Genomic DNA, 18,234 nt, shown 5'->3' on the forward strand with positions numbered 1-18,234 from the left:
TTGCTAGTGTAATTCGGGTTTTTTGATGACAAGTGGGATGGTTTTGTTCTCGAATACCTGAAATAAATTTCTCCAATCCAATTGGTTTTCTAACTGGGGCAATCCTTTATAAACATCGGTTTCCATAAGGTTTTCTATCCTGAAATCATCCTGTTTTGCATAGGAAACCAATCCTTCTTTTTTGAATTTTTCGGCTAGATATTCCTGTTCATATTGGCCTGGTGTTGGAATGAAAAAGGCTTTCTTTCCCAGCTTTACCAAATCCATTATGGTGGTGTAACCGGAACGACACAAAATGGTTTCACTTTCGTTGAATGTTTGTTCCAGTTGGCGGCTATTCATAAAGTTGTAATACGTTACATTGCTTGTCTCTTCCTTTTTCTGGTTGTCTTCGACAATGCCTTTTATAAAGACTATTTTGCCTTCAAACAGCAAGATTTCTTTTTTCAGTTTCTCTTCCAATAATCCTCGTTGAGGTTCCGGCCCCGATAAAATAATCATCAAATCGTATCGTTTTGCAACCTCTCTTTTTTGCATTCGGCTCAATGGGCCAATGTATTTTATGTCGAAATCGACTTTTTTTACGTGGCCTAGTTTGCCGCTCAAATTTTGGATTCCTTCAAAATCCGGCACCCAACATTCCACGTATTTTTTTATGACATATTGATGCAGCTTACTGGTAATCCAGGTGGTACTTCCCGTCATCACGTTCAGTTGATGGGTAATGAATACCGAAGGCACTTTTTGGCTGTAAACCCCCAATCGATTGTCTGAAATGATGCCGTCAATATTGTATTTCTTGACCCATTTCTTGATTGTTTTTTTTTCTTCCAAAATGGCTTCAATCATTTTGGGACAATTTTGCAACAACTTCCATTTGAAATTTTTGCCGTTCTTGGCATATTCTATTTGGTACGAAGGCAATTCCAGCGATTGCAGATAAGGAAATTCTTTTCGCAATAATTCCAGTGCAACTCCATCCGAAGCTATAATTGGAACATAATCATTTTCCTGCAATGCCTTAATGATGGGAATACATCTTGTGGCGTGACCCAAACCCCAATTTAAAGGAGCAATCAAGATAGTTTTGTTGGTAGAATTGAAATCCATTTATTTGTATAAATTATGGGCGAAAGATATAAAAAGCACCAACGTTTCACATTTTGAAAGCATTATTTTACCATTAAGTTAAGGTATAAAAAAACTGTCCAGAATTCTATTTCTGGACAGTTAATTTTTTTAGGAAATGTTAGTCCTGGATATAGGTCTTGTTTCCGTTTTTGTTGATGTAATATTTTCCGCCTCTTGGGCCTGTGTAAACTTTTTTGCCATTGTATTCACCAGTAACTTTGTCTGGAGTTTTTGGAGCTTTTTCGTTGGACTCTTTTAATGTTGGGGCTTTGGTTACTTTCTTTTTTGTGTCTTTTGAAACCGTTTCTTTTTTGTCAACCACTTTTTTGTCGGCTGTTTTTGCTTTTGATGTTGTTTCTTTTTTTACAGTTTCCTTTTTTGCAGAAGTTTTGACAGTGACATCTTTGTCATAATCGTATCCTGATTTCTTTTTGGTGGTTTCTTTCTTGGTAGTTGCTTTAGTGGTAGTTGATTTAGAAGTCACCTCTTTTTTTGTAGATTTTACGGGAACTTCTTTGTCGTAATCATATCCTGATTTCTTTTTGGTAGTTTCTTTCTTGACAGGTTCCTTTTTCGCTTCAGTGTCTTGAGCATAAAAACTATTTGAGAAAACAAAAAGAAAACACAGGAATACTAATTTTTTCATAATAGACTGTTTTTTAAGTTGGAAGATTAAAAATAATGATTTTTGAATAGAAACTATATTTTTCAAGCGATTTATATTTGGCAGTAGTTTAAAAATAAGCCCTCAATTGCACGCTTCCCGTATGGATAGTTTGGCTGGTTTCACTTTTTCGACCTTGATAATTCAGGTTGATGTCCAGAAAATTGGTCAAGTTTTTTTGCAAAAGTAATCGCCAAGTCAAGTTTTGTCCCGTTTGCAATCCTTCGAGCATTTGAAATCCCACCGATGAAAATTCATTACCGACGAATTTGTTTTGGTAAAAGGAAACCTCCCCGTTCATCGTTATTTTTTTCTCGCCTGCATAAGAAAATGAAGTCCCGAATCGGCTTTGTAACAAGGTTTCAAAGCTGCCAATTTGATTTTCTTTGTTTTGCAATTCGTAAAACAAGTCCCAACTCGTGCTTTTCGAAAACAAATAACTGATTTTTGGAGCCAATTGATAGCCTTTGATTTCATAATTTTTCTCCGGATAATTTTCTGATGTCAAAGCGGTTTGGATGGTTTTGGCAAACATCCCGAACAACCAACTTTTGTGGTATAAATGATTGTATTGAATTTGGTTCGAACTGTTTTTGGCATTTTGTGAACCGATGGAAAGCAAGTTTTTATTCTCGTTTTGAACGTAAGTGTAGGTTACGGAATGCAATTGCTTGCCGCGATTATAAAATAAACTATTCCTGAAACTGGAATTCAATCCCAAAACATTTTCCTCGGATTTGTTGAATGGATTCAAGTCAAAATTATCGCCTTTGTTTTCCACTTTTCGGTCGATGAGATAGGAAGTTTGGTTGTAGAAATAGGAAAGCGTTTTTTTGAATCCAGTCTCGTTTTGCCATTGATTGGGGTTTAAAACAATCGATTGGGAAAATTTATTCTGGTGCGTTTTGATGTAAATTCGGTTCGGTAAATACACTCGGATATATTTTGCTTGATCCACAAAGGGAGCCACTTCAAACTCCTCCAATTCCTGAATTCCGTTGTTGTTGTAGTCGTTCCAAGTGTAAACGCCTTGCCCGACAGGAACTTCAAGATAGGTGAATTCTTGTTGTGGAATGGAACCCGAATTGGTTTCGAAAACCGTCGTCGATTGAATCAATTGATTGAAAAAACGGTCGTTGTAAATCATTCTGGAATTCAATGAAGGTTCGTTTTTCTTGGCTTTATCCACAAAATCCAAGACTCTATAATTCACGAAAAGGGATAAGTCGCTTTTGCTGGTTTGAATTAATTTCGACCGCAAGGCAAAGGTTTGGGAATTGTTCACCCGTTGAATGATTCCGTTTTGCAAACTGTCATTCGCTCTTTTAAAATAACCCAATTCCACAAAAACTTTCGTGCTGTCACCACGACCAACAAAAAATCCATATTCCGTGAATTTTTGACTCAATGCCGAAAATTGGTTGGTGAATCTGTCTTTTTCTTGGTTATCTTCCAATTTCAGGCTGCTACCAATCCAGTTTTTCTTGAAATGATACTTGACTTGGGTTTGGTTTCGCAAGAATTTCGATGTGGAAGTTGTGGCATCGCTGTTCAAGTAACTTCCCAAGCTTTGAATTTTCCAGTGATTCAAATTAAACGAAGCATTCAAAAAATGACGATTCCCGGAAAAATTCTCCGAGAAATCCAGTTTTTCAAATTGGTAAACCAAGTTTCCTTTTTCGGGTAACGTCATTTGCAATCCCGAAACCAAATAACTTTGATTCCCGATGGCAGTTGTTCCCAAATTCCAATCCCGGCTAAATTCAATGCTGTAAAGACGTTCCACGGAGCTGAAATCTTTGGCTATAAACTGGTAATTGGCAAAAGCATCCACATTCCATTTTCTGGAAAAGAGGCGTTGTTTGGCATTTATTTTTGTCGCCAAACCTTCATTGTTGGAATCGTCTTTGGTCGAAAACAGGTTCTTGTCATTGTTGCTTATCCCAATTTCAAAATCAATTGCTGTTTTCTCGCTGGGATTGTATTTTCCCAAAAATGTCGCTACTTGCGTTTTTATGGGGGCCACCAATTGAATGACGGGTTCGTAATTTCCTTGCGGAATTCCATTTATGGGTTCAATGTATTCGTAAATCCTGCCAATGGCGGCGCTATTTTTCAGGATGTAATTTCCTTTATTGGCGGCCACTTGGCTAAAACGTACATTGTACAAAATATCATCAGGATTATTTGAATATTCGAAAACCTCGACAGTGTTTAACAACGTTTTTTTATACAAGATTTTGTTGTCGGAATAGGAATCCAAATAAGCGGAAGGTGCCACCATCAAATCCTGATTGTCGCCGGCATCAACCAATATTTGTGCCTGTTCTGCCGAAAGACTTTGTTGCAAAGGTTGGTTTTTCAAGTCGTTTTCGGAATACAAATAACTGCCAAAACTCCATTTTTTGCTTTCGTGGCTTCCGCCAACGTAAGTCACGAGTCGAGTGTAATTTTGATTGGAAAATTGGTATTCGACCGTAATCCGCATTTCGGAAGTAATGGTGAAAAGCGGCGTAAATATAATTTCCCCGGCGTTGTAATCGATGGTGTAATCGTTGTTCTCGCCCCGTTTCAAGAGGATTCCGTTCACGTAAACCCGTTCCGAACCCGAAATGACCAACACATACAATTCCCCGTTTTGACCAATTAATTTGTACGGACCTTGGTTTCCTTCCTGGCCCACAAAATTACTTTTGGCATATTGTCCTTTGACCAATGCCGCCGAAGCGAAAACGTTAGTCTTGTTGTCTTCCTCCCCAAAGTCAAAACTGGCTGCAATTCCTTGAGCTTTTTTGTTGAAATTCAGGAATTGGGTTTTGTGGTTTTCCAGGAAAACATCGCCCGCTCTAATATTCCATTTCTCGCTGAAAAGCTCCATAAAAACATTGTCGAATTGATCCAGTTTTTGCGAATAACCGCCGTCTTGCAGCGGAATGTTGTTGTCTTGCAAGGAAGCCCGCAAACTTACTTTGTCGGAAAGTTTTCCCGTGATTTGCAAATCGAGATTGGAATTTAAAACCGAATTTTGATTGTTGCCAATAGTCACGCCACGCGTGATGCTTCCAGAAGTGTTGAGTCCTTCAAAGGGAGTGGTTTTTTTCTGGAGACTTTCTCCTTCCACTTTGTACAAACTGCCTGCGGCCGCTTCGTTGCTTACCACTTTGCTGTCGTCATAAATGCGATATTCTTTGGTTAAAATCTCGGGAAGTTTCAGGTAATGAACCGTTAGCGAATCGGAGGTTTCAGGAAAATTTTCGTTTAAAACCAGTGTTCCTTTTCCGAAATTTATTTTGTAAAAAGTGGAGTCAATTGGTTTTTCATTGGCGTCAAGCAATTGGAAAGAACTAGAATTGATGCTCGTGTTTTCCAGATGAATCGTATCGCGAGTAACGGGGATTTTTTTGGTTTTGTACGACGAATTTTCTTCCTGGGCCTGAAGTCCAGAAAAGCAGAGAATTGCCAACAAAATCAAGATGTTTTTTAACATAGATACATTAACTCGAAAGTATCAAAAGTAGTATTTATAATTGGGAAATTGTAATGACAAAAAAACCGCAAATTCACAGGGTTTAAAATCTGTGAATTTGCGGTAAAATTATTTTCAATTGTTATTCTAGCTTTCCTTAGTCACGATTTGCATCGTTTCTCGGCTTACTTGTTTTAGAATAACCGTTTTGTTTTCTTCAACTGTATGTGCCGCTTTTTCGTCGAAATGGCGAATGGTGTACAAAGTAACATTTTCGGTAAAATCTACCTTGAATTTTTTGGACAAGATGGCATTTACGTCCTTGAAATTGCCAAACTTGTCTTCCACGCAAACTGAAAAACTGATGGCAGAATTCTGGATCAAGTTTACTTTTAATTTGAATTGGTGAAACAAACCAAAAATCTCGCTGATGTGTTCCTCCATGATGAAAGAGAAATCTATCGAAGAAAGCGAAATCAACAATTGGTTTCTTTTGACAATAAAACAAGGCAAATAGGGTTCCAAATCAGCACCTTTGGCAACGCTTGTTCCCGGCAACAACGGGTTGATAAACGATTTTACATACAAAGGAATTTCCTTTTTTTGTAGCGGTTGCAAGGTTTTTGGGTGGATAACGGTTGCTCCGTAAAATGCTAATTCGATGGCTTCACGATAGGAAATTTGGTTCAACAAACTCGCGTTTTCAAAATATCTTGGATCGGCATTCATCACTCCCGGAACGTCTTTCCAGATGGTTACACTTTCGGCATTCAAGCAATAAGCAAAAATCGCGGCAGTGTAATCGGAACCTTCACGACCCAATGTTGTGGTGAAATTATTTTCGTCAGAACCCAAGAATCCTTGAGTGATGTTCAATATTTTTCCTTTTACGTTTTTGGAGATGTTTTTCTTGGTCAAATCCCAATCCACTTCTGCATCTCTGTAGTTTGAATCCGTTTTCACGAAGTTTCTCACATCAAGCCATTGCGTTTTGATGCCCATATGAGTCATGAAATGACTCAAAACCGTGGTCGAAATCAATTCGCCATAACTCACGATTTGGTCGTAAACAAAATTGTAATTCGGTGATTTGTTGTGTGCCAAGAAATATTCCAAATCTGCAAACTGCGTGTTTACGGCAGCAAAAGCGGGATTGTTCTCGTCTTCGAATAAATCCAACAGGATTTCGTTGTGGTATTTTTTTACTTCTTGAACTGATGATTGCAATTCTGCCGATTTGTCGAAATAGTTTTTGATGACTAATTCCAAGGCATTCGTGGTTTTTCCCATTGCGGAAACCACCAATAATACGTCTTCGTAACCTGCTGTTTGCAAAACGCTGTACACGTTTTTAATTCCTTCGGCATCTTTCACGGAAGCGCCACCAAATTTGAATACTCTCATGTTGTTATATAAAAAATTTGTAATTTTATTTTAACCTATTTTCAACGAAATAGTTGATTGCTGTTTCGTCCATTTGTGCCACTCTCCATTCGTCGAGTACTTTGGCTCCTGATTTTTTATAGAATTCGACTGCAGGCGTGTTCCAATCCAGAACATTCCATTCAATCCTGCGAACCTTGTCTTTTTTGCCTTGTTTGATGATTTCAGAATACAAGGCATAGCCCAAACCTGTGCCGCGCATTTCCTCTTTCACTATCAAATCTTCCAAATGGATGGTTTTTCCTTTCCAAGTCGAATATCGGTAGTAATACAAAGCGATTCCCACAATTTGCTTTTCCACTTCGGCAACAAAAACATGGAATAATGGAGCTGGTCCAAAACCATCACGAACTAAATCTTCCACAGTTACTACAACAGCTTCAGGTTCTTTTTCAAAATCCGCCAATTCTTGGATGAGGCCTAAAACGGCTTTCATGTCATCTGGATTGGCTTTTCTGATGTTCATAATTTCTAAATTAATGTTGTTTTTGGCGTAAAAATAAATTTTACAAACAAAATGTTATAAAATTCAAGCAGCAAATATACGATTCTGATAAACGATTTGGATAACATGGATTCATTTTCACAAAAAATCCGATATTTGTGACTTCAAACTAACTACAACGATTTCATAATGGAAGAACGCAACAAAACACTAGGTGAATTCATCATCGAAAACCAAAATGCCTTTCAATATTCGTCAGGCGAATTATCCCGAATTATCAACTCCATCCGCTTGGCCGCAAAGGTCGTGAATTATAAGGTAAATAAAGCCGGTTTAGTCGATATTGTTGGTGCAGTGGGAGAGCAAAACATTCAAGGCGAAGACCAACAAAAATTGGATGTTTATGCCAACGAGGTGTTTATTCAAACGCTAATTAATCGCGAGATTGTGTGCGGTATTGCCTCCGAAGAAAATGATGATTTTATCACGGTCGAAGGAAGCGACAACAGTCACAACAATAAATACGTGGTTTTGATGGATCCGTTAGACGGTTCGTCAAACATTGACGTAAACGTTTCGGTAGGAACTATTTTTTCGGTTTTCAGAAGAATTACTCCCATAGGAACTCCTGTAACCATTGAAGATTTTTTGCAACCCGGCATCAATCAAGTGGCAGCGGGTTACGTGATTTACGGCACATCGACCATGTTGGTTTATACCACGGGTCACGGTGTAAACGGATTTACATTGAATCCTGCCATTGGAACATTTTACTTGTCGCATCCCAATATGCAATTCCCGAAAGACGGAAATATCTACTCCATAAACGAAGGGAATTATGTTCATTTTCCGCAAGGAGTGAAGGATTATATTAAATATTGCCAGCTTGAAGAGGAAGAAAGACCATATACTTCGCGTTACATCGGAAGTTTGGTTTCGGACATTCACAGGAACATGATCAAGGGGGGGATTTATTTGTATCCAACCAGTTCCAAAGCCCCAAAAGGGAAATTGCGATTGCTTTATGAATGTAATCCAATGGCGTTTATTGTCGAACAAGCCGGAGGAAAAGCCTCGGATGGGTTAAACAGGATAATGGAAATTCAACCCAAAGAATTGCACGAAAGGGCACCATTCTTTTGTGGAAGTTACAATATGGTCGAAAAAGCAGAAGATTTTATGCGCTTGGCCAAACTGAGCAAATATTAATGTAAACAAAAAAGCTCCCAAATGGGAGCTTTTTTTATCTATTCATGTGTTGCATTTCGTAAATGAAAGTGTCTAAATCCACTTTTTTGTCAACTAATGAAAGTGCTTTATTGACAATATAATCGGCATTGCTTGTCGAAAATCCCAGGGCTATGGCAAATTTTCTTAAAAGGGTTTCTTGCTTGTCGCCCAAATGATGATCGTGATGAACCACCCTGGAAATATTGTATAAACTTTCCAGCCTTTCCACATGTAAATAAGGTGGGTTAACAGGGTATTTTAATGGATCCTTCAAAATCTCTTTATATTCTTCTTCAGAAATATCGAGTTTTACGGCTAATTTGTCTAAAAACTTTTTTTCATCGGGATCGAATTTTCCTCCATCTGCATACAATACACGAACTGCCGCAGAAAAACGACCTTTTATTCGGTTTTTGAATTCACTATCAAATAATTCTGCTATTGACATAATTTTGAGTTTTAAATGATTTGTATATAAAGATACTAATAATTTCGAGTTTAACGAATGTCGATACTTGATTTTTTCTTTGTTATTAATAAAATAAATGCGACAATAAACGCTTTTAATGACACTGTTTCCAACTAATTTCAAAATAAATTGTAAGTTTGGCAACCCCTAATCTTTAAAACTATTTGTAATGTCTGAATTTTGGATTTATTTTGAAAAAGGCTTGAGACATATTCTCGATCCTTACGCTTACGACCATATCTTGTTTTTAATTGCATTGGCGATTCCTTATGCTTTCAAAGATTGGGCGAGGTTATTGCTTTTGGTTACCATTTTCACCATTGGACATTCATTGGCATTGCTGTTGTCTATTTTTGGAGTGATAATTATTAGAGGGAATTTGGTTGATTTCTTGATTCCAATAACGATTCTCATCGTGGCTTTATTTCATCTTTTCACGGCGGGAAAATCATCAAAAAAAGAAAGTATCAGTGTCGTGTTTTTTGTTACTTTGTTTTTTGGAATAGTACATGGTTTGGGGTTTGCCACTTATTTTAAATCCATGTTCGTCGGTTCGTCCCAGTCTAAATTATTGCCGTTGTCAGAATTTGCCTTGGGTATAGAAGCGGCTCAAATAGTCGTGGTTTTTGTAACTTTGATAGTCTCTTATATTGTTCAAACATTCTTCCGATTTTCGAAAAGAGATTGGACATTGGTAATGTCGTCTTTCATAATTGGGGTGGTTTTGCCCATGATTATCGAAAGCAAATTCTGGATTAGATAAAATTAAAATGGAAAAGATAAAATTAAATAAATACGATCGCGCTTATCTCCGAATTGCCAAAGAATGGAGCCTTTTGTCTTACTGCAAACGCAAGCAAGTGGGAGCAATAATTGTTCGGGATCGAATGATTATTTCCGATGGCTATAACGGAACGCCTTCTGGTTTTGAAAATTGTTGCGAAGACGATGAAGGCTTGACCAATTGGTATGTGCTTCACGCAGAAGCAAACGCCATCCTGAAAGTGGCAAGATCTACCCAGACTTGCGAAGGAGCCACATTGTATATTACGCTTTCTCCATGCAAGGAATGCAGTAAATTAATACATCAATCCGGTATAAAAAGAGTGGTTTATCAAATGGGTTACAAAGATACTTCGGGAGTGGACTTTCTGGTCAAAGCGGGAGTAATCGTTGAACAAATTGAAGTTTTAGAATAAATGAAATGAACATAATCGGAAATATAATGTAATTATCGTTCTGTGCATGAATTACATTTGACCGTTAAAAAAAAATGAAAATCTCCAAATGAAAATTAATTCGAAGTATTTTCCAATTTATATTTTCGCAGCCATTGCCTTTGGAATTCTTATTGGCGGATGGCTTAATTTTCCTAGTCAGAACCATTTTTTTGTTAAAAGTGTTTCGAAAAACAAACTCAACAAATTACTGGATTTTATAGACAATGAATATGTCGATAGCGTGAATACCGATACTATCATGAAGCACGCCATTGATAATATCCTTGGGCAACTCGACCCACATTCCATTTATATTCCGCCAAGCGAGCAAGTTGAAGTTGCCGAATCCATGAAAGGCGATTTCGTGGGAATTGGCGTGAATTTTTATATGTACAATGATTCTGTGGCGATTGTAAAGCCTATCGAAAACAGTCCTTCGGAAAAAGCGGGAATAAAAGCGGGAGACCGAATCCTGTATGCCGACAAAACAAAAATGTTTGGACGCAAATTGCCAAACGACAGCTTGTTTGCCAAACTAAAGGGGAAAGAAGGTTCTGAAATTGTGCTCACGATTTACAGAAAATCGGAAAACAGAAAACTCAAAATCAAAGTTAAACGAGGCGTTATTCCCATAAAAAGTGTCGATGCAGCTTTGCTTTTGGACGCTGCAACGGGCTATCTAAAAATAAATCGTTTTGCCGAAACCACCTACGACGAGTTCATGACCGGTTTGGATGATTTGAGAAAACAAGGTGCAAAATCCCTCGTGATCGATCTTCGGGACAATGGAGGTGGTTATATGGATGAAGCCATTTCCATTGCAGACGAATTTTTGAAAGACAAAGAACTCATCGTCTTCACGAAAAATAAAAAAGGGACCATAGAAAAAACATTCGCCACAAAAACGGGAAGTTTCGAAACTGGAAAAGTGGTTGTTTTAATCAACGAAAATAGTGCTTCGGCAAGCGAGATTTTGGCGGGAGCCATTCAAGACAATGATAGGGGAACCATTGTGGGTCGCCGTTCTTTTGGTAAAGGGTTGGTGCAACGCGAAATAGATTTCTCCGATGGATCGGCAGTGAGATTGACCATTGCCCGATATTACACGCCTACGGGACGTTCGATACAAAAACCTTATTCAAACGGACATGATAAAGATTATTCCAAAGAATCGGAATCTCGTTTTAAAAATGGCGAATTGTACTATAAAGACAGTATAAAAGCACCTAAAACCCTCAAATACAAAACTCCAAAAGGCAGAATTGTTTATGGCGGTGGCGGAATTGTTCCCGATATTTTCGTTCCGCTGGAGTTGGATCACGGAGACGATCCACACACGACTTATTTACTGCAATCGGGTTTTATGGGGCATTTTGTTTTCGAACAATTAGACCGAGACAGAAATGCTTTTAAAGACTTGTCTTTTGAAGAAAGTGTTGCTAAAATCAATGCCACGGATTTGTATTTCAAAGCGTTCCGAAAATATCTTTTAAAAAATGAAATAGATATAAAACTGGACAAGAACAAGTCCTTGGTCAAGCGCTATTTGTCTGCTGAATTTGCCCGACAATTATTCAATGAAGACAAGTATTATGAAATTGTGTTGAAAGACGATGCGATGATTAAGAGGATTTTGAAGAAAGTTTAGCAAAAGTTTTACTTCCTTATACTATCGTGAGCGTGAGTTTGAACGCCGTTATTCCATAAAGTAAGGATGTCGGTTGCAACGGCAGCGCCACTTCCGGCAGCAATTGCCACTTGGCTTCTCCAGCCTGCGAGAGTTCCTGTTGCATAAATGCCTTCGGCAACTTTGTGGTCAATATTTTTTAGCTGGATTCTTTGTTTTTCAGGTAGTGCTTTTTTGTGCGGTTCCACAAATTGGATCAATCCTTCAATCGCAAAAGTGTTGGCAGAACCAATTCCCACCACAATCGTTTTTGCTTTATAGGTGTTTTTGTTGGTGATGACTAAAAATTCGGGACACGAGGACGAAGGACGAACTGACGAAGTAAATTCACCTTCGATTTTCAGTACTTTCTCGTCAAAAATTTGGAAAATATGAGGATAAGTTTCAGATAAATGCTGGATGCTTTCAGACAATAAATCGGAACCTAATGTGCCAGGAGCAATCCCATAGCCATTGTTGATAAGGGCTTCCTGGAGGGAAGAATTTTTTTGATGGGCAATAATCCCGATTTTTTTGTCAGTGACAAAGGATTTGTTTTTGGCAGAACCCAAAACAAGAGCGCACGACATTCCAGAAACGCCACCGCCAATGATTAGAACGTCAAACATATTTATAGTTTGTCATTCATTTTTTCTTCAATATTTTTGGACATTTTAAAAATCAAAAGAATTAAGATGGCACAAACAGATGCTGCAATTCCAATGAAAGCTACCATACTATTCCCTTGAAGAGGATTTTTAAAATCCAACAGGCTAATGTTGAAAACAATTAGACCTAATGCCAAAAACACCAATATGTTAGTGAAGACTTTCATAAAATATTTTTTTGTATTGCAAAAAACAGGAAGATTTGACAACAACTCTTGTGTTAAAGAGTCGTTTTTAAAAATCAAAACTGCTTTTCAAAAATTATAACGGGTAAATGTATAAAAATTTATTTTAGACAAACAAACCTTTAACATTAGCGGCGAATAATTTAACAGCAATTGCCAAAAGAACCACTCCAAAAGCCTTTCGGATAACGCCCAAACCATTTTTTCCCAACATTTTTTCAATTTTTGCCGATGATTTCAAAACGATATAAACCACGATGAGGTTCAAGATGATGGCAATAACAATGTTCAGGGTTTGGTATTGTGCTTTCAAGGACAATAAAGTGGTCATTGTTCCAGTACCGGCAATAATGGGAAAAGCAATGGGAACAATTGAGGCAGAACCGGTATCTTCGTCACGATACAATCGGATGCCCAAGATCATTTCTAAAGCTATGAAAAACAACACAAAGGAACCTGCCACGGCAAAGGAATGGACGTCAATTCCTATGAGGTTTAAAAATTTTTCTCCAATGAAAAGGAAAACAATCATAATAAAACCCGCCACCAATGAGGCTTTTTCTGATTCGATATGACCGTGTTTGTTTCTCAAATCGACAATGATGGGAATCGTTCCCACTATATCAATTACGGCAAAAAGAACCATTCCCACAGTGGCTATTTCTTTAAAATCAAGTTCCATAACTTCGTGTTTTTGATGAGACAAAAGTATTGAATTTCAGGTGGGTAAAATAAAATTTAGAACATTTTTTCGGATAATTTGGAATAAGCAAACAGATTGTATTGATTTTACGGTTTTTTCGGTGCAATGAAAAAGACAAAGTTATTATAGTTGTTAAAGTCGTGAGAAACTCAAAATTTAACATTCAAAATTCAGAATTGAAAAGTATCTTTGCAAAATGTTTCAACTAGGAAAAACCATCGTATCGGAAGATATTCTTGAAAAAGAATTTGTTTGTAATTTATCGGCTTGCAAAGGCGCGTGTTGTGTCGATGGAGACGCTGGCGCACCGTTGAGTGAAGCCGAAACCAAAATCTTGGAATCAATTTATCCAAAAGTAAAACCATTTCTTCGCAAAGAAGGAATTGCGGCCATCGAAGCGCAGGGAACTTGGACAAAAGGCACCGATGGCGATCTTGAAACACCGTTAATTGACAATAAAGATTGTGCTTACGTCATCTTTGACGGGAAAACGGCACTGTGCGGAATCGAACAAGCCTACAATCAAGGAATAATCGATTGGAAAAAACCGGTTTCTTGTCATTTGTATCCTGTTCGCGTCAAAGATTTTACCGAATTTGCCGCAGTCAATTATGACAAATGGGACATTTGCGACGATGCCTGTTCTTTGGGCAAAGAACTGGAAGTTCCTGTTTATAAATTTGTCAAGGAAGCACTCATTCGAAGATTTGGCGAAGACTGGTATTTGGAACTCGAAAAAGTTGCCGAGGAATTAAAAAGTAATTCTTAAAACAATTTTAATTTTTTCTTTTCAAACCCTATGTTTTAGGGTGTTTTTTGGTTTTTATTATTTTAAACATTTGATTTACAGTAATTTATTATTTACTTAAAAAACATTCCAATTGTTAAAAACTCAACACGATTGTGAATAAGTTTGGCTTTTAATAACCACGATAATTCACAATCTTTGTAATCTTCGAAAAACATAATATTTCGTTAAAATTTCAAAAAAAACAAAAATAGCAATGTCACAAATAGAACCAATCTTACAAGAAAACAAGAATCGCTTCGTAATCTTTCCTATCAAGCACCAAGATATTTGGGAGTTTTATAAAAGTATGGAAGCCAGTTTCTGGACTGCAGAGGAAATAGATTTATCCCAGGATTTGAACGATTGGAACAATAAGTTGAGTGAAGACGAAAAATATTTCGTGAAGCATATTTTGGCATTTTTTGCAGCTTCTGACGGAATTGTTAACGAGAATCTGGCCGAAAACTTCGTGAATGAAGTGCAATATGCCGAAGCAAAATTCTTCTACGGTTTCCAAATCATGATGGAAAACATTCATAGCGAAACCTATTCGCTTTTGATTGACACTTACGTGAAAGATGAAGCGGAAAAAACACAATTGTTCACTGCAATAGATGTTTTTCCAGCCATCAAGAAAAAAGCGGAATGGGCTTTGAAATGGATCGAGTCGGATTCTTTTGCCGAAAGATTAATTGCTTTTGCTGCCGTGGAAGGAATCTTCTTTTCTGGAAGTTTTTGTTCTATTTTCTGGTTGAAAAAACGTGGCTTGATGCCAGGATTAACCTTTTCGAATGAATTAATTTCTCGTGACGAAGGTGTTCACTGTGACTTTGCCGTGCACTTGCACAACCACCATTTGAAACATAAAGTATCCAAAGCACGTATCAGGGAAATTATTGTCGATGCTTTGAATATCGAAAGAGAATTCATCACCGAGTCGATTCCAGTGAGTTTGATTGGAATGAACGCCACCTTGATGACGCAATATTTAGAGTTTGTTACCGACAGATTGTTGGTGGAATTAGGTTGCAAAAGAGAATACAACACCGCCAACCCTTTTGATTTTATGGACATGATTTCGCTTCAAGGAAAAACAAATTTCTTCGAAAAGAAAGTGGCCGAATACCAAAAATCAGGAGTTATGAATAATGATTCTGATGCCCAAAAAATTAGTTTCGACGCTGATTTTTAATTTTTTTGCCGCCAAGGCACCAAGCCACGAAGAAAATTATAAAATTAGATTTTACTTAGTATTTGTGTAAAGGCAAAACATTTAAACCATTAAGAAAATTAAGCGAATTAAGTTTTGCAGTATTCTTAATTTTCTTAATGGTTTAAAAAAAATGTTCACAACATTTTCGGTAGAACCTAAAATTAAGAACTAGTAATTTTAAGTACGAATTCCAAAGCCAAAAAACTTTGTGCCTTTGTGCCTTTGTGACTTCGTGGCAATAAACCACAAATTAATACCGGGATTAGTTTCCCAAAACAGTAATACAAATTCACCAAAACAGGAAAGGGATTTTCTGTTTTAAAAAACAACAAGATTATGTACGTAGTAAAAAGAGACGGCCACAAAGAGCCAGTAATGTTCGACAAAATCACGGATAGGATTAAAAAACTATGCTATGGTTTGAATGATTTAGTAGATGCCGTGAAAGTGGCAATGAGAGTAATTGAAGGACTTTACGATGGAGTTTCAACATCAGAATTAGATAATCTTGCGGCAGAAACTGCAGCTTCAATGACAATTGCGCATCCAGATTATGCACAATTGGCTGCCAGAATTGCCATTTCGAATTTGCATTCGAATACCAAAAAATCATTCTCGGAAACAATGAACGAAATGTATCATTACGTGAATCCGAGAACCAATTTGGAAGCACCTTTGCTTTCGGAAGAAGTGCATAAAGTAATCATGGAGAATTCCGAATTCCTGGATTCGCACATCATATACAATAGAGATTTCAACTACGATTATTTTGGTTTTAAAACCTTGGAACGTTCTTATTTGTTGAGAATAAACGGAAAAATAGTAGAACGTCCGCAACATATGTTGATGCGTGTTTCTGTTGGAATTCACTTGGACGATTTGAAATCGGTTATAGAAACTTACGACTTGATGTCGAAAAAATTCTTTACACACGCCACGCCAACATTGTTCAACTCGGGAACTCCAAAACCTCAAATGTCTTCTTGTTTCCTTTTGGCAATGAAAGATGACAGTATTGACGGAATTTACGATACATTGAAAAATACCGCTAAAATCTCGCAATCGGCGGGTGGAGTAGGACTTTCCATTCACAATGTTCGTGCAACGGGTTCTTACATTCGTGGCACCAACGGAACATCCAACGGAATTGTTCCAATGTTGAGAGTTTTCAACGATACGGCTCGTTACGTGGATCAAGGTGGTGGAAAACGTAAAGGAAGTTTTGCGATTTACATCGAAACTTGGCACGCCGATATTTTCGAATTTTTGGATTTGAAAAAGAACACGGGTAAAGAAGAAATGCGCGCCAGAGATTTGTTCTTTGCGATGTGGACTTCGGATTTGTTTATGAAACGTGTGCAGGAAGACGGCCCTTGGACATTGATGTGTCCAAATGAATGTCCAGGTTTGTATGACGTTCACGGTGAGGAATTCGAAAAATTGTACACCGATTACGAAAAAGCCGGGAAAGGTAGAAAAACCATCAAAGCGCACGAATTGTGGGAGAAAATTCTGGAATCGCAAATCGAAACCGGAACGCCATATATGTTGTACAAAGATGCAGCAAACCGTAAATCAAACCAGAAAAATCTTGGAACCATTCGTTCGTCGAATTTGTGTACCGAGATTATGGAATATACCTCAAGTGATGAAATTGCTGTTTGTAATTTGGCTTCACTTTCGTTGCCAATGTTTGTGGAAAACAAAAAATTCAATCACGAATTGTTGTTTACGGTTACCAAACGTGTAACCAGAAACCTGAATAAAGTTATCGACAGAAATTACTATCCTGTAATCGAGGCAGAAAATTCCAATATGCGTCATCGTCCAATTGGTCTTGGAGTGCAAGGTCTTGCCGATGCTTTTATTATGTTGCGTTTGCCTTTTACGAGTGATGAAGCCAAGAAATTAAACCAGGAAATTTTCGAAACCTTATACTTTGCAGCCGTAACCGCTTCGATGGAAATGGCAAAAGAAGAAGGACCTTATTCTACTTTTGAAGGGTCGCCAATTTCACAAGGAGAATTCCAGCACAACCTTTGGGGAATGAAAGACGAAGAACTTTCAGGACGTTGGGACTGGGCTTCTTTAAGAAAAGAAGTAATGGAACACGGGGTGAGAAACTCATTGTTGGTAGCGCCAATGCCAACGGCATCGACTTCACAAATTTTGGGCAACAACGAAGCATTCGAACCGTATACTTCCAATATTTACACCAGACGTGTGCTTTCGGGAGAATTTATCGTGGTGAACAAGCATTTACTAAATGATTTAGTGGAACGCGGACTTTGGAACGAAACTTTGAAACAAGAATTAATGCGTAACAATGGGTCTGTTCAGGACTTGGATATTCCGCAAGACTTGAAAGAATTGTACAAAACCGTTTGGGAAATGTCGATGAAAGATATTATCGATATGTCTCGTCAACGTGGTTATTTTGTGGATCAATCACAATCGTTGAACTTGTTTATGCAAAATGCCAATTACTCTAAATTGACTTCGATGCACTTCTACGCTTGGCAATCTGGATTGAAAACCGGAATGTATTATTTGAGAACAAAAGCAGCTGTAGACGCCATTAAATTTACTTTGAACAACGACAAAAAATCGGAACCAATTGAAGTTGCGGAACAAGTTGTTGAACAAAAACTACAACCTATTGCGGTTTTAAATGAGTCTGTTGAAATGACTCCAGAAGAATACAGGGCAATGATCGAACTGGCCAAAAATGCAGGTCCGGAAGATTGCGAAATGTGTGGGTCGTAATTTTTAGAAAATAGAATAAAGAGGAACAGCTATCGTAATGGTAGCTGTTTTTTTTTGCGGCAATTTTTACTTTATTGGGGCTAGTTTTCTCAGTTCTAAAATCATTTTTTTTGAAAATAATTCACTATATTTGAGTGAGTTATCTTTATAAAACGTTTTTCATGGGAATTAAAAA

16 protein-coding genes are annotated in these 18,234 nt (G+C 37.6%); 7 read left to right on the top strand and 9 right to left on the bottom strand.

Going from position 1 to position 18,234, the window contains the following annotated elements; translation table 11 throughout:
• Nucleotides 1-3 precede the first annotated feature (3 nt).
• The 5 genes from BUC16_RS04200 to BUC16_RS04220 form a co-directional block, all read right to left on the bottom strand.
• Nucleotides 4-1,110, bottom strand: coding sequence for a glycosyltransferase (locus tag BUC16_RS04200; protein ID WP_073368162.1), 1,107 nt, complete (start codon nucleotides 1,108-1,110; stop codon nucleotides 4-6).
• A gap of 139 nt (nucleotides 1,111-1,249) precedes the next feature.
• Nucleotides 1,250-1,777, bottom strand: a complete 528-nt coding sequence (locus tag BUC16_RS04205; protein WP_073368163.1) for a hypothetical protein — start codon at nucleotides 1,775-1,777, stop codon at nucleotides 1,250-1,252.
• An 88-nt stretch (nucleotides 1,778-1,865) separates the two neighbouring features.
• The gene (locus tag BUC16_RS04210) at nucleotides 1,866-5,282 is read right to left on the bottom strand and encodes a DUF8818 domain-containing protein (protein ID WP_073368165.1); all 3,417 of its coding nucleotides are present in this window, start codon (nucleotides 5,280-5,282) and stop codon (nucleotides 1,866-1,868) included.
• A gap of 126 nt (nucleotides 5,283-5,408) precedes the next feature.
• On the bottom strand, nucleotides 5,409-6,665 hold the full coding sequence (locus tag BUC16_RS04215) for an aspartate kinase (RefSeq protein ID WP_073368166.1): 1,257 nt from the start codon (nucleotides 6,663-6,665) through the stop codon (nucleotides 5,409-5,411).
• 25 nt (nucleotides 6,666-6,690) lie between these two features.
• Nucleotides 6,691-7,170, bottom strand: a complete 480-nt coding sequence (locus BUC16_RS04220; protein ID WP_073368168.1) for a GNAT family N-acetyltransferase — start codon at nucleotides 7,168-7,170, stop codon at nucleotides 6,691-6,693.
• 168 nt (nucleotides 7,171-7,338) lie between these two features.
• On the opposite strand from BUC16_RS04220, the gene fbp reads away from it, so the two are divergent.
• Complete coding sequence (gene fbp / locus BUC16_RS04225) at nucleotides 7,339-8,358, top strand: class 1 fructose-bisphosphatase (protein WP_073368169.1); 1,020 nt, start codon at nucleotides 7,339-7,341, stop codon at nucleotides 8,356-8,358.
• Nucleotides 8,359-8,392: 34 nt separating this feature from the next.
• Here the strand turns inward: fbp and BUC16_RS04230 are convergent, their stop codons facing one another.
• Entirely contained in the window at nucleotides 8,393-8,827 is a 435-nt protein-coding gene (locus BUC16_RS04230) for a tellurite resistance TerB family protein (protein ID WP_073368171.1), read from the bottom strand.
• 190 nt (nucleotides 8,828-9,017) lie between these two features.
• Between BUC16_RS04230 and BUC16_RS04235 the strand changes: the two genes are divergently transcribed.
• The 3 genes from BUC16_RS04235 to BUC16_RS04245 all read left to right on the top strand — a co-directional run bounded on the left by BUC16_RS04235 (nucleotide 9,018) and on the right by BUC16_RS04245 (nucleotide 11,716).
• The gene (locus BUC16_RS04235) at nucleotides 9,018-9,611 is read left to right on the top strand and encodes a HupE/UreJ family protein (protein ID WP_073368172.1); all 594 of its coding nucleotides are present in this window, start codon (nucleotides 9,018-9,020) and stop codon (nucleotides 9,609-9,611) included.
• A 7-nt stretch (nucleotides 9,612-9,618) separates the two neighbouring features.
• Complete coding sequence (locus BUC16_RS04240) at nucleotides 9,619-10,047, top strand: deoxycytidylate deaminase (RefSeq protein ID WP_073368174.1); 429 nt, start codon at nucleotides 9,619-9,621, stop codon at nucleotides 10,045-10,047.
• An 88-nt stretch (nucleotides 10,048-10,135) separates the two neighbouring features.
• Nucleotides 10,136-11,716 (top strand): S41 family peptidase, encoded by a 1,581-nt coding sequence (locus tag BUC16_RS04245; RefSeq protein WP_073368175.1) that lies wholly within the window; start codon nucleotides 10,136-10,138, stop codon nucleotides 11,714-11,716.
• An 8-nt stretch (nucleotides 11,717-11,724) separates the two neighbouring features.
• Here BUC16_RS04245 and BUC16_RS04250 read toward each other — a convergent pair whose 3' ends face one another.
• From BUC16_RS04250 to BUC16_RS04260, 3 genes are all read right to left on the bottom strand, one after another.
• Entirely contained in the window at nucleotides 11,725-12,363 is a 639-nt protein-coding gene (locus BUC16_RS04250) for an FAD-dependent oxidoreductase (RefSeq protein WP_073368177.1), read from the bottom strand.
• 2 nt (nucleotides 12,364-12,365) lie between these two features.
• A complete protein-coding gene (locus tag BUC16_RS04255; RefSeq protein ID WP_073368724.1) occupies nucleotides 12,366-12,569 on the bottom strand; it encodes a hypothetical protein in 204 nt (67 codons plus the stop codon).
• Nucleotides 12,570-12,693: 124 nt separating this feature from the next.
• Entirely contained in the window at nucleotides 12,694-13,269 is a 576-nt protein-coding gene (locus tag BUC16_RS04260) for a MarC family protein (RefSeq protein ID WP_073368178.1), read from the bottom strand.
• 217 nt (nucleotides 13,270-13,486) lie between these two features.
• Here BUC16_RS04260 and BUC16_RS04270 point away from each other — a divergent pair, with 217 nt between their 5' ends.
• From BUC16_RS04270 to BUC16_RS04280, 3 genes are all read left to right on the top strand, one after another.
• Nucleotides 13,487-14,059 carry a DUF3109 family protein gene (locus BUC16_RS04270; protein ID WP_073368181.1) on the top strand — a complete coding sequence of 191 codons (573 nt, stop codon included), beginning with the start codon at nucleotides 13,487-13,489 and terminating at the stop codon, nucleotides 14,057-14,059.
• A gap of 235 nt (nucleotides 14,060-14,294) precedes the next feature.
• Entirely contained in the window at nucleotides 14,295-15,272 is a 978-nt protein-coding gene (locus BUC16_RS04275; RefSeq protein WP_073368183.1) for a ribonucleotide-diphosphate reductase subunit beta, read from the top strand.
• Between the two features lie 357 nt (nucleotides 15,273-15,629).
• Nucleotides 15,630-18,059: a ribonucleoside-diphosphate reductase subunit alpha gene (locus BUC16_RS04280; protein WP_073368184.1), complete on the top strand. Its 2,430-nt coding sequence runs from the start codon at nucleotides 15,630-15,632 to the stop codon at nucleotides 18,057-18,059.
• Nucleotides 18,060-18,234 lie beyond the last annotated feature (175 nt).

The organism is Flavobacterium fluvii, from assembly GCF_900129545.1.
GTDB lineage: Bacteria > Bacteroidota > Bacteroidia > Flavobacteriales > Flavobacteriaceae > Flavobacterium > Flavobacterium fluvii.

What these genes read in the sequence shown, in the direction of transcription:
- BUC16_RS04210 (WP_073368165.1), bottom strand. Translation starts at nt 5,282, where the DNA reads ATGTTAAAAAACATCTTGATTTTGTTGGCAATTCTCTGCTTTTCTGGA.
- BUC16_RS04280 (WP_073368184.1), top strand. Translation starts at nt 15,630, where the DNA reads ATGTACGTAGTAAAAAGAGACGGCCACAAAGAGCCAGTAATGTTCGAC.
- BUC16_RS04260 (WP_073368178.1), bottom strand. Translation starts at nt 13,269, where the DNA reads ATGGAACTTGATTTTAAAGAAATAGCCACTGTGGGAATGGTTCTTTTT.
- BUC16_RS04275 (WP_073368183.1), top strand. Translation starts at nt 14,295, where the DNA reads ATGTCACAAATAGAACCAATCTTACAAGAAAACAAGAATCGCTTCGTA.
- BUC16_RS04250 (WP_073368177.1), bottom strand. Translation starts at nt 12,363, where the DNA reads ATGTTTGACGTTCTAATCATTGGCGGTGGCGTTTCTGGAATGTCGTGC.
- BUC16_RS04255 (WP_073368724.1), bottom strand. Translation starts at nt 12,569, where the DNA reads ATGAAAGTCTTCACTAACATATTGGTGTTTTTGGCATTAGGTCTAATT.
- fbp (WP_073368169.1), top strand. Translation starts at nt 7,339, where the DNA reads ATGGAAGAACGCAACAAAACACTAGGTGAATTCATCATCGAAAACCAA.
- BUC16_RS04215 (WP_073368166.1), bottom strand. Translation starts at nt 6,665, where the DNA reads ATGAGAGTATTCAAATTTGGTGGCGCTTCCGTGAAAGATGCCGAAGGA.
- BUC16_RS04270 (WP_073368181.1), top strand. Translation starts at nt 13,487, where the DNA reads ATGTTTCAACTAGGAAAAACCATCGTATCGGAAGATATTCTTGAAAAA.
- BUC16_RS04235 (WP_073368172.1), top strand. Translation starts at nt 9,018, where the DNA reads ATGTCTGAATTTTGGATTTATTTTGAAAAAGGCTTGAGACATATTCTC.
- BUC16_RS04245 (WP_073368175.1), top strand. Translation starts at nt 10,136, where the DNA reads ATGAAAATTAATTCGAAGTATTTTCCAATTTATATTTTCGCAGCCATT.
- BUC16_RS04200 (WP_073368162.1), bottom strand. Translation starts at nt 1,110, where the DNA reads ATGGATTTCAATTCTACCAACAAAACTATCTTGATTGCTCCTTTAAAT.
- BUC16_RS04205 (WP_073368163.1), bottom strand. Translation starts at nt 1,777, where the DNA reads ATGAAAAAATTAGTATTCCTGTGTTTTCTTTTTGTTTTCTCAAATAGT.
- BUC16_RS04230 (WP_073368171.1), bottom strand. Translation starts at nt 8,827, where the DNA reads ATGTCAATAGCAGAATTATTTGATAGTGAATTCAAAAACCGAATAAAA.
- BUC16_RS04220 (WP_073368168.1), bottom strand. Translation starts at nt 7,170, where the DNA reads ATGAACATCAGAAAAGCCAATCCAGATGACATGAAAGCCGTTTTAGGC.
- BUC16_RS04240 (WP_073368174.1), top strand. Translation starts at nt 9,619, where the DNA reads ATGGAAAAGATAAAATTAAATAAATACGATCGCGCTTATCTCCGAATT.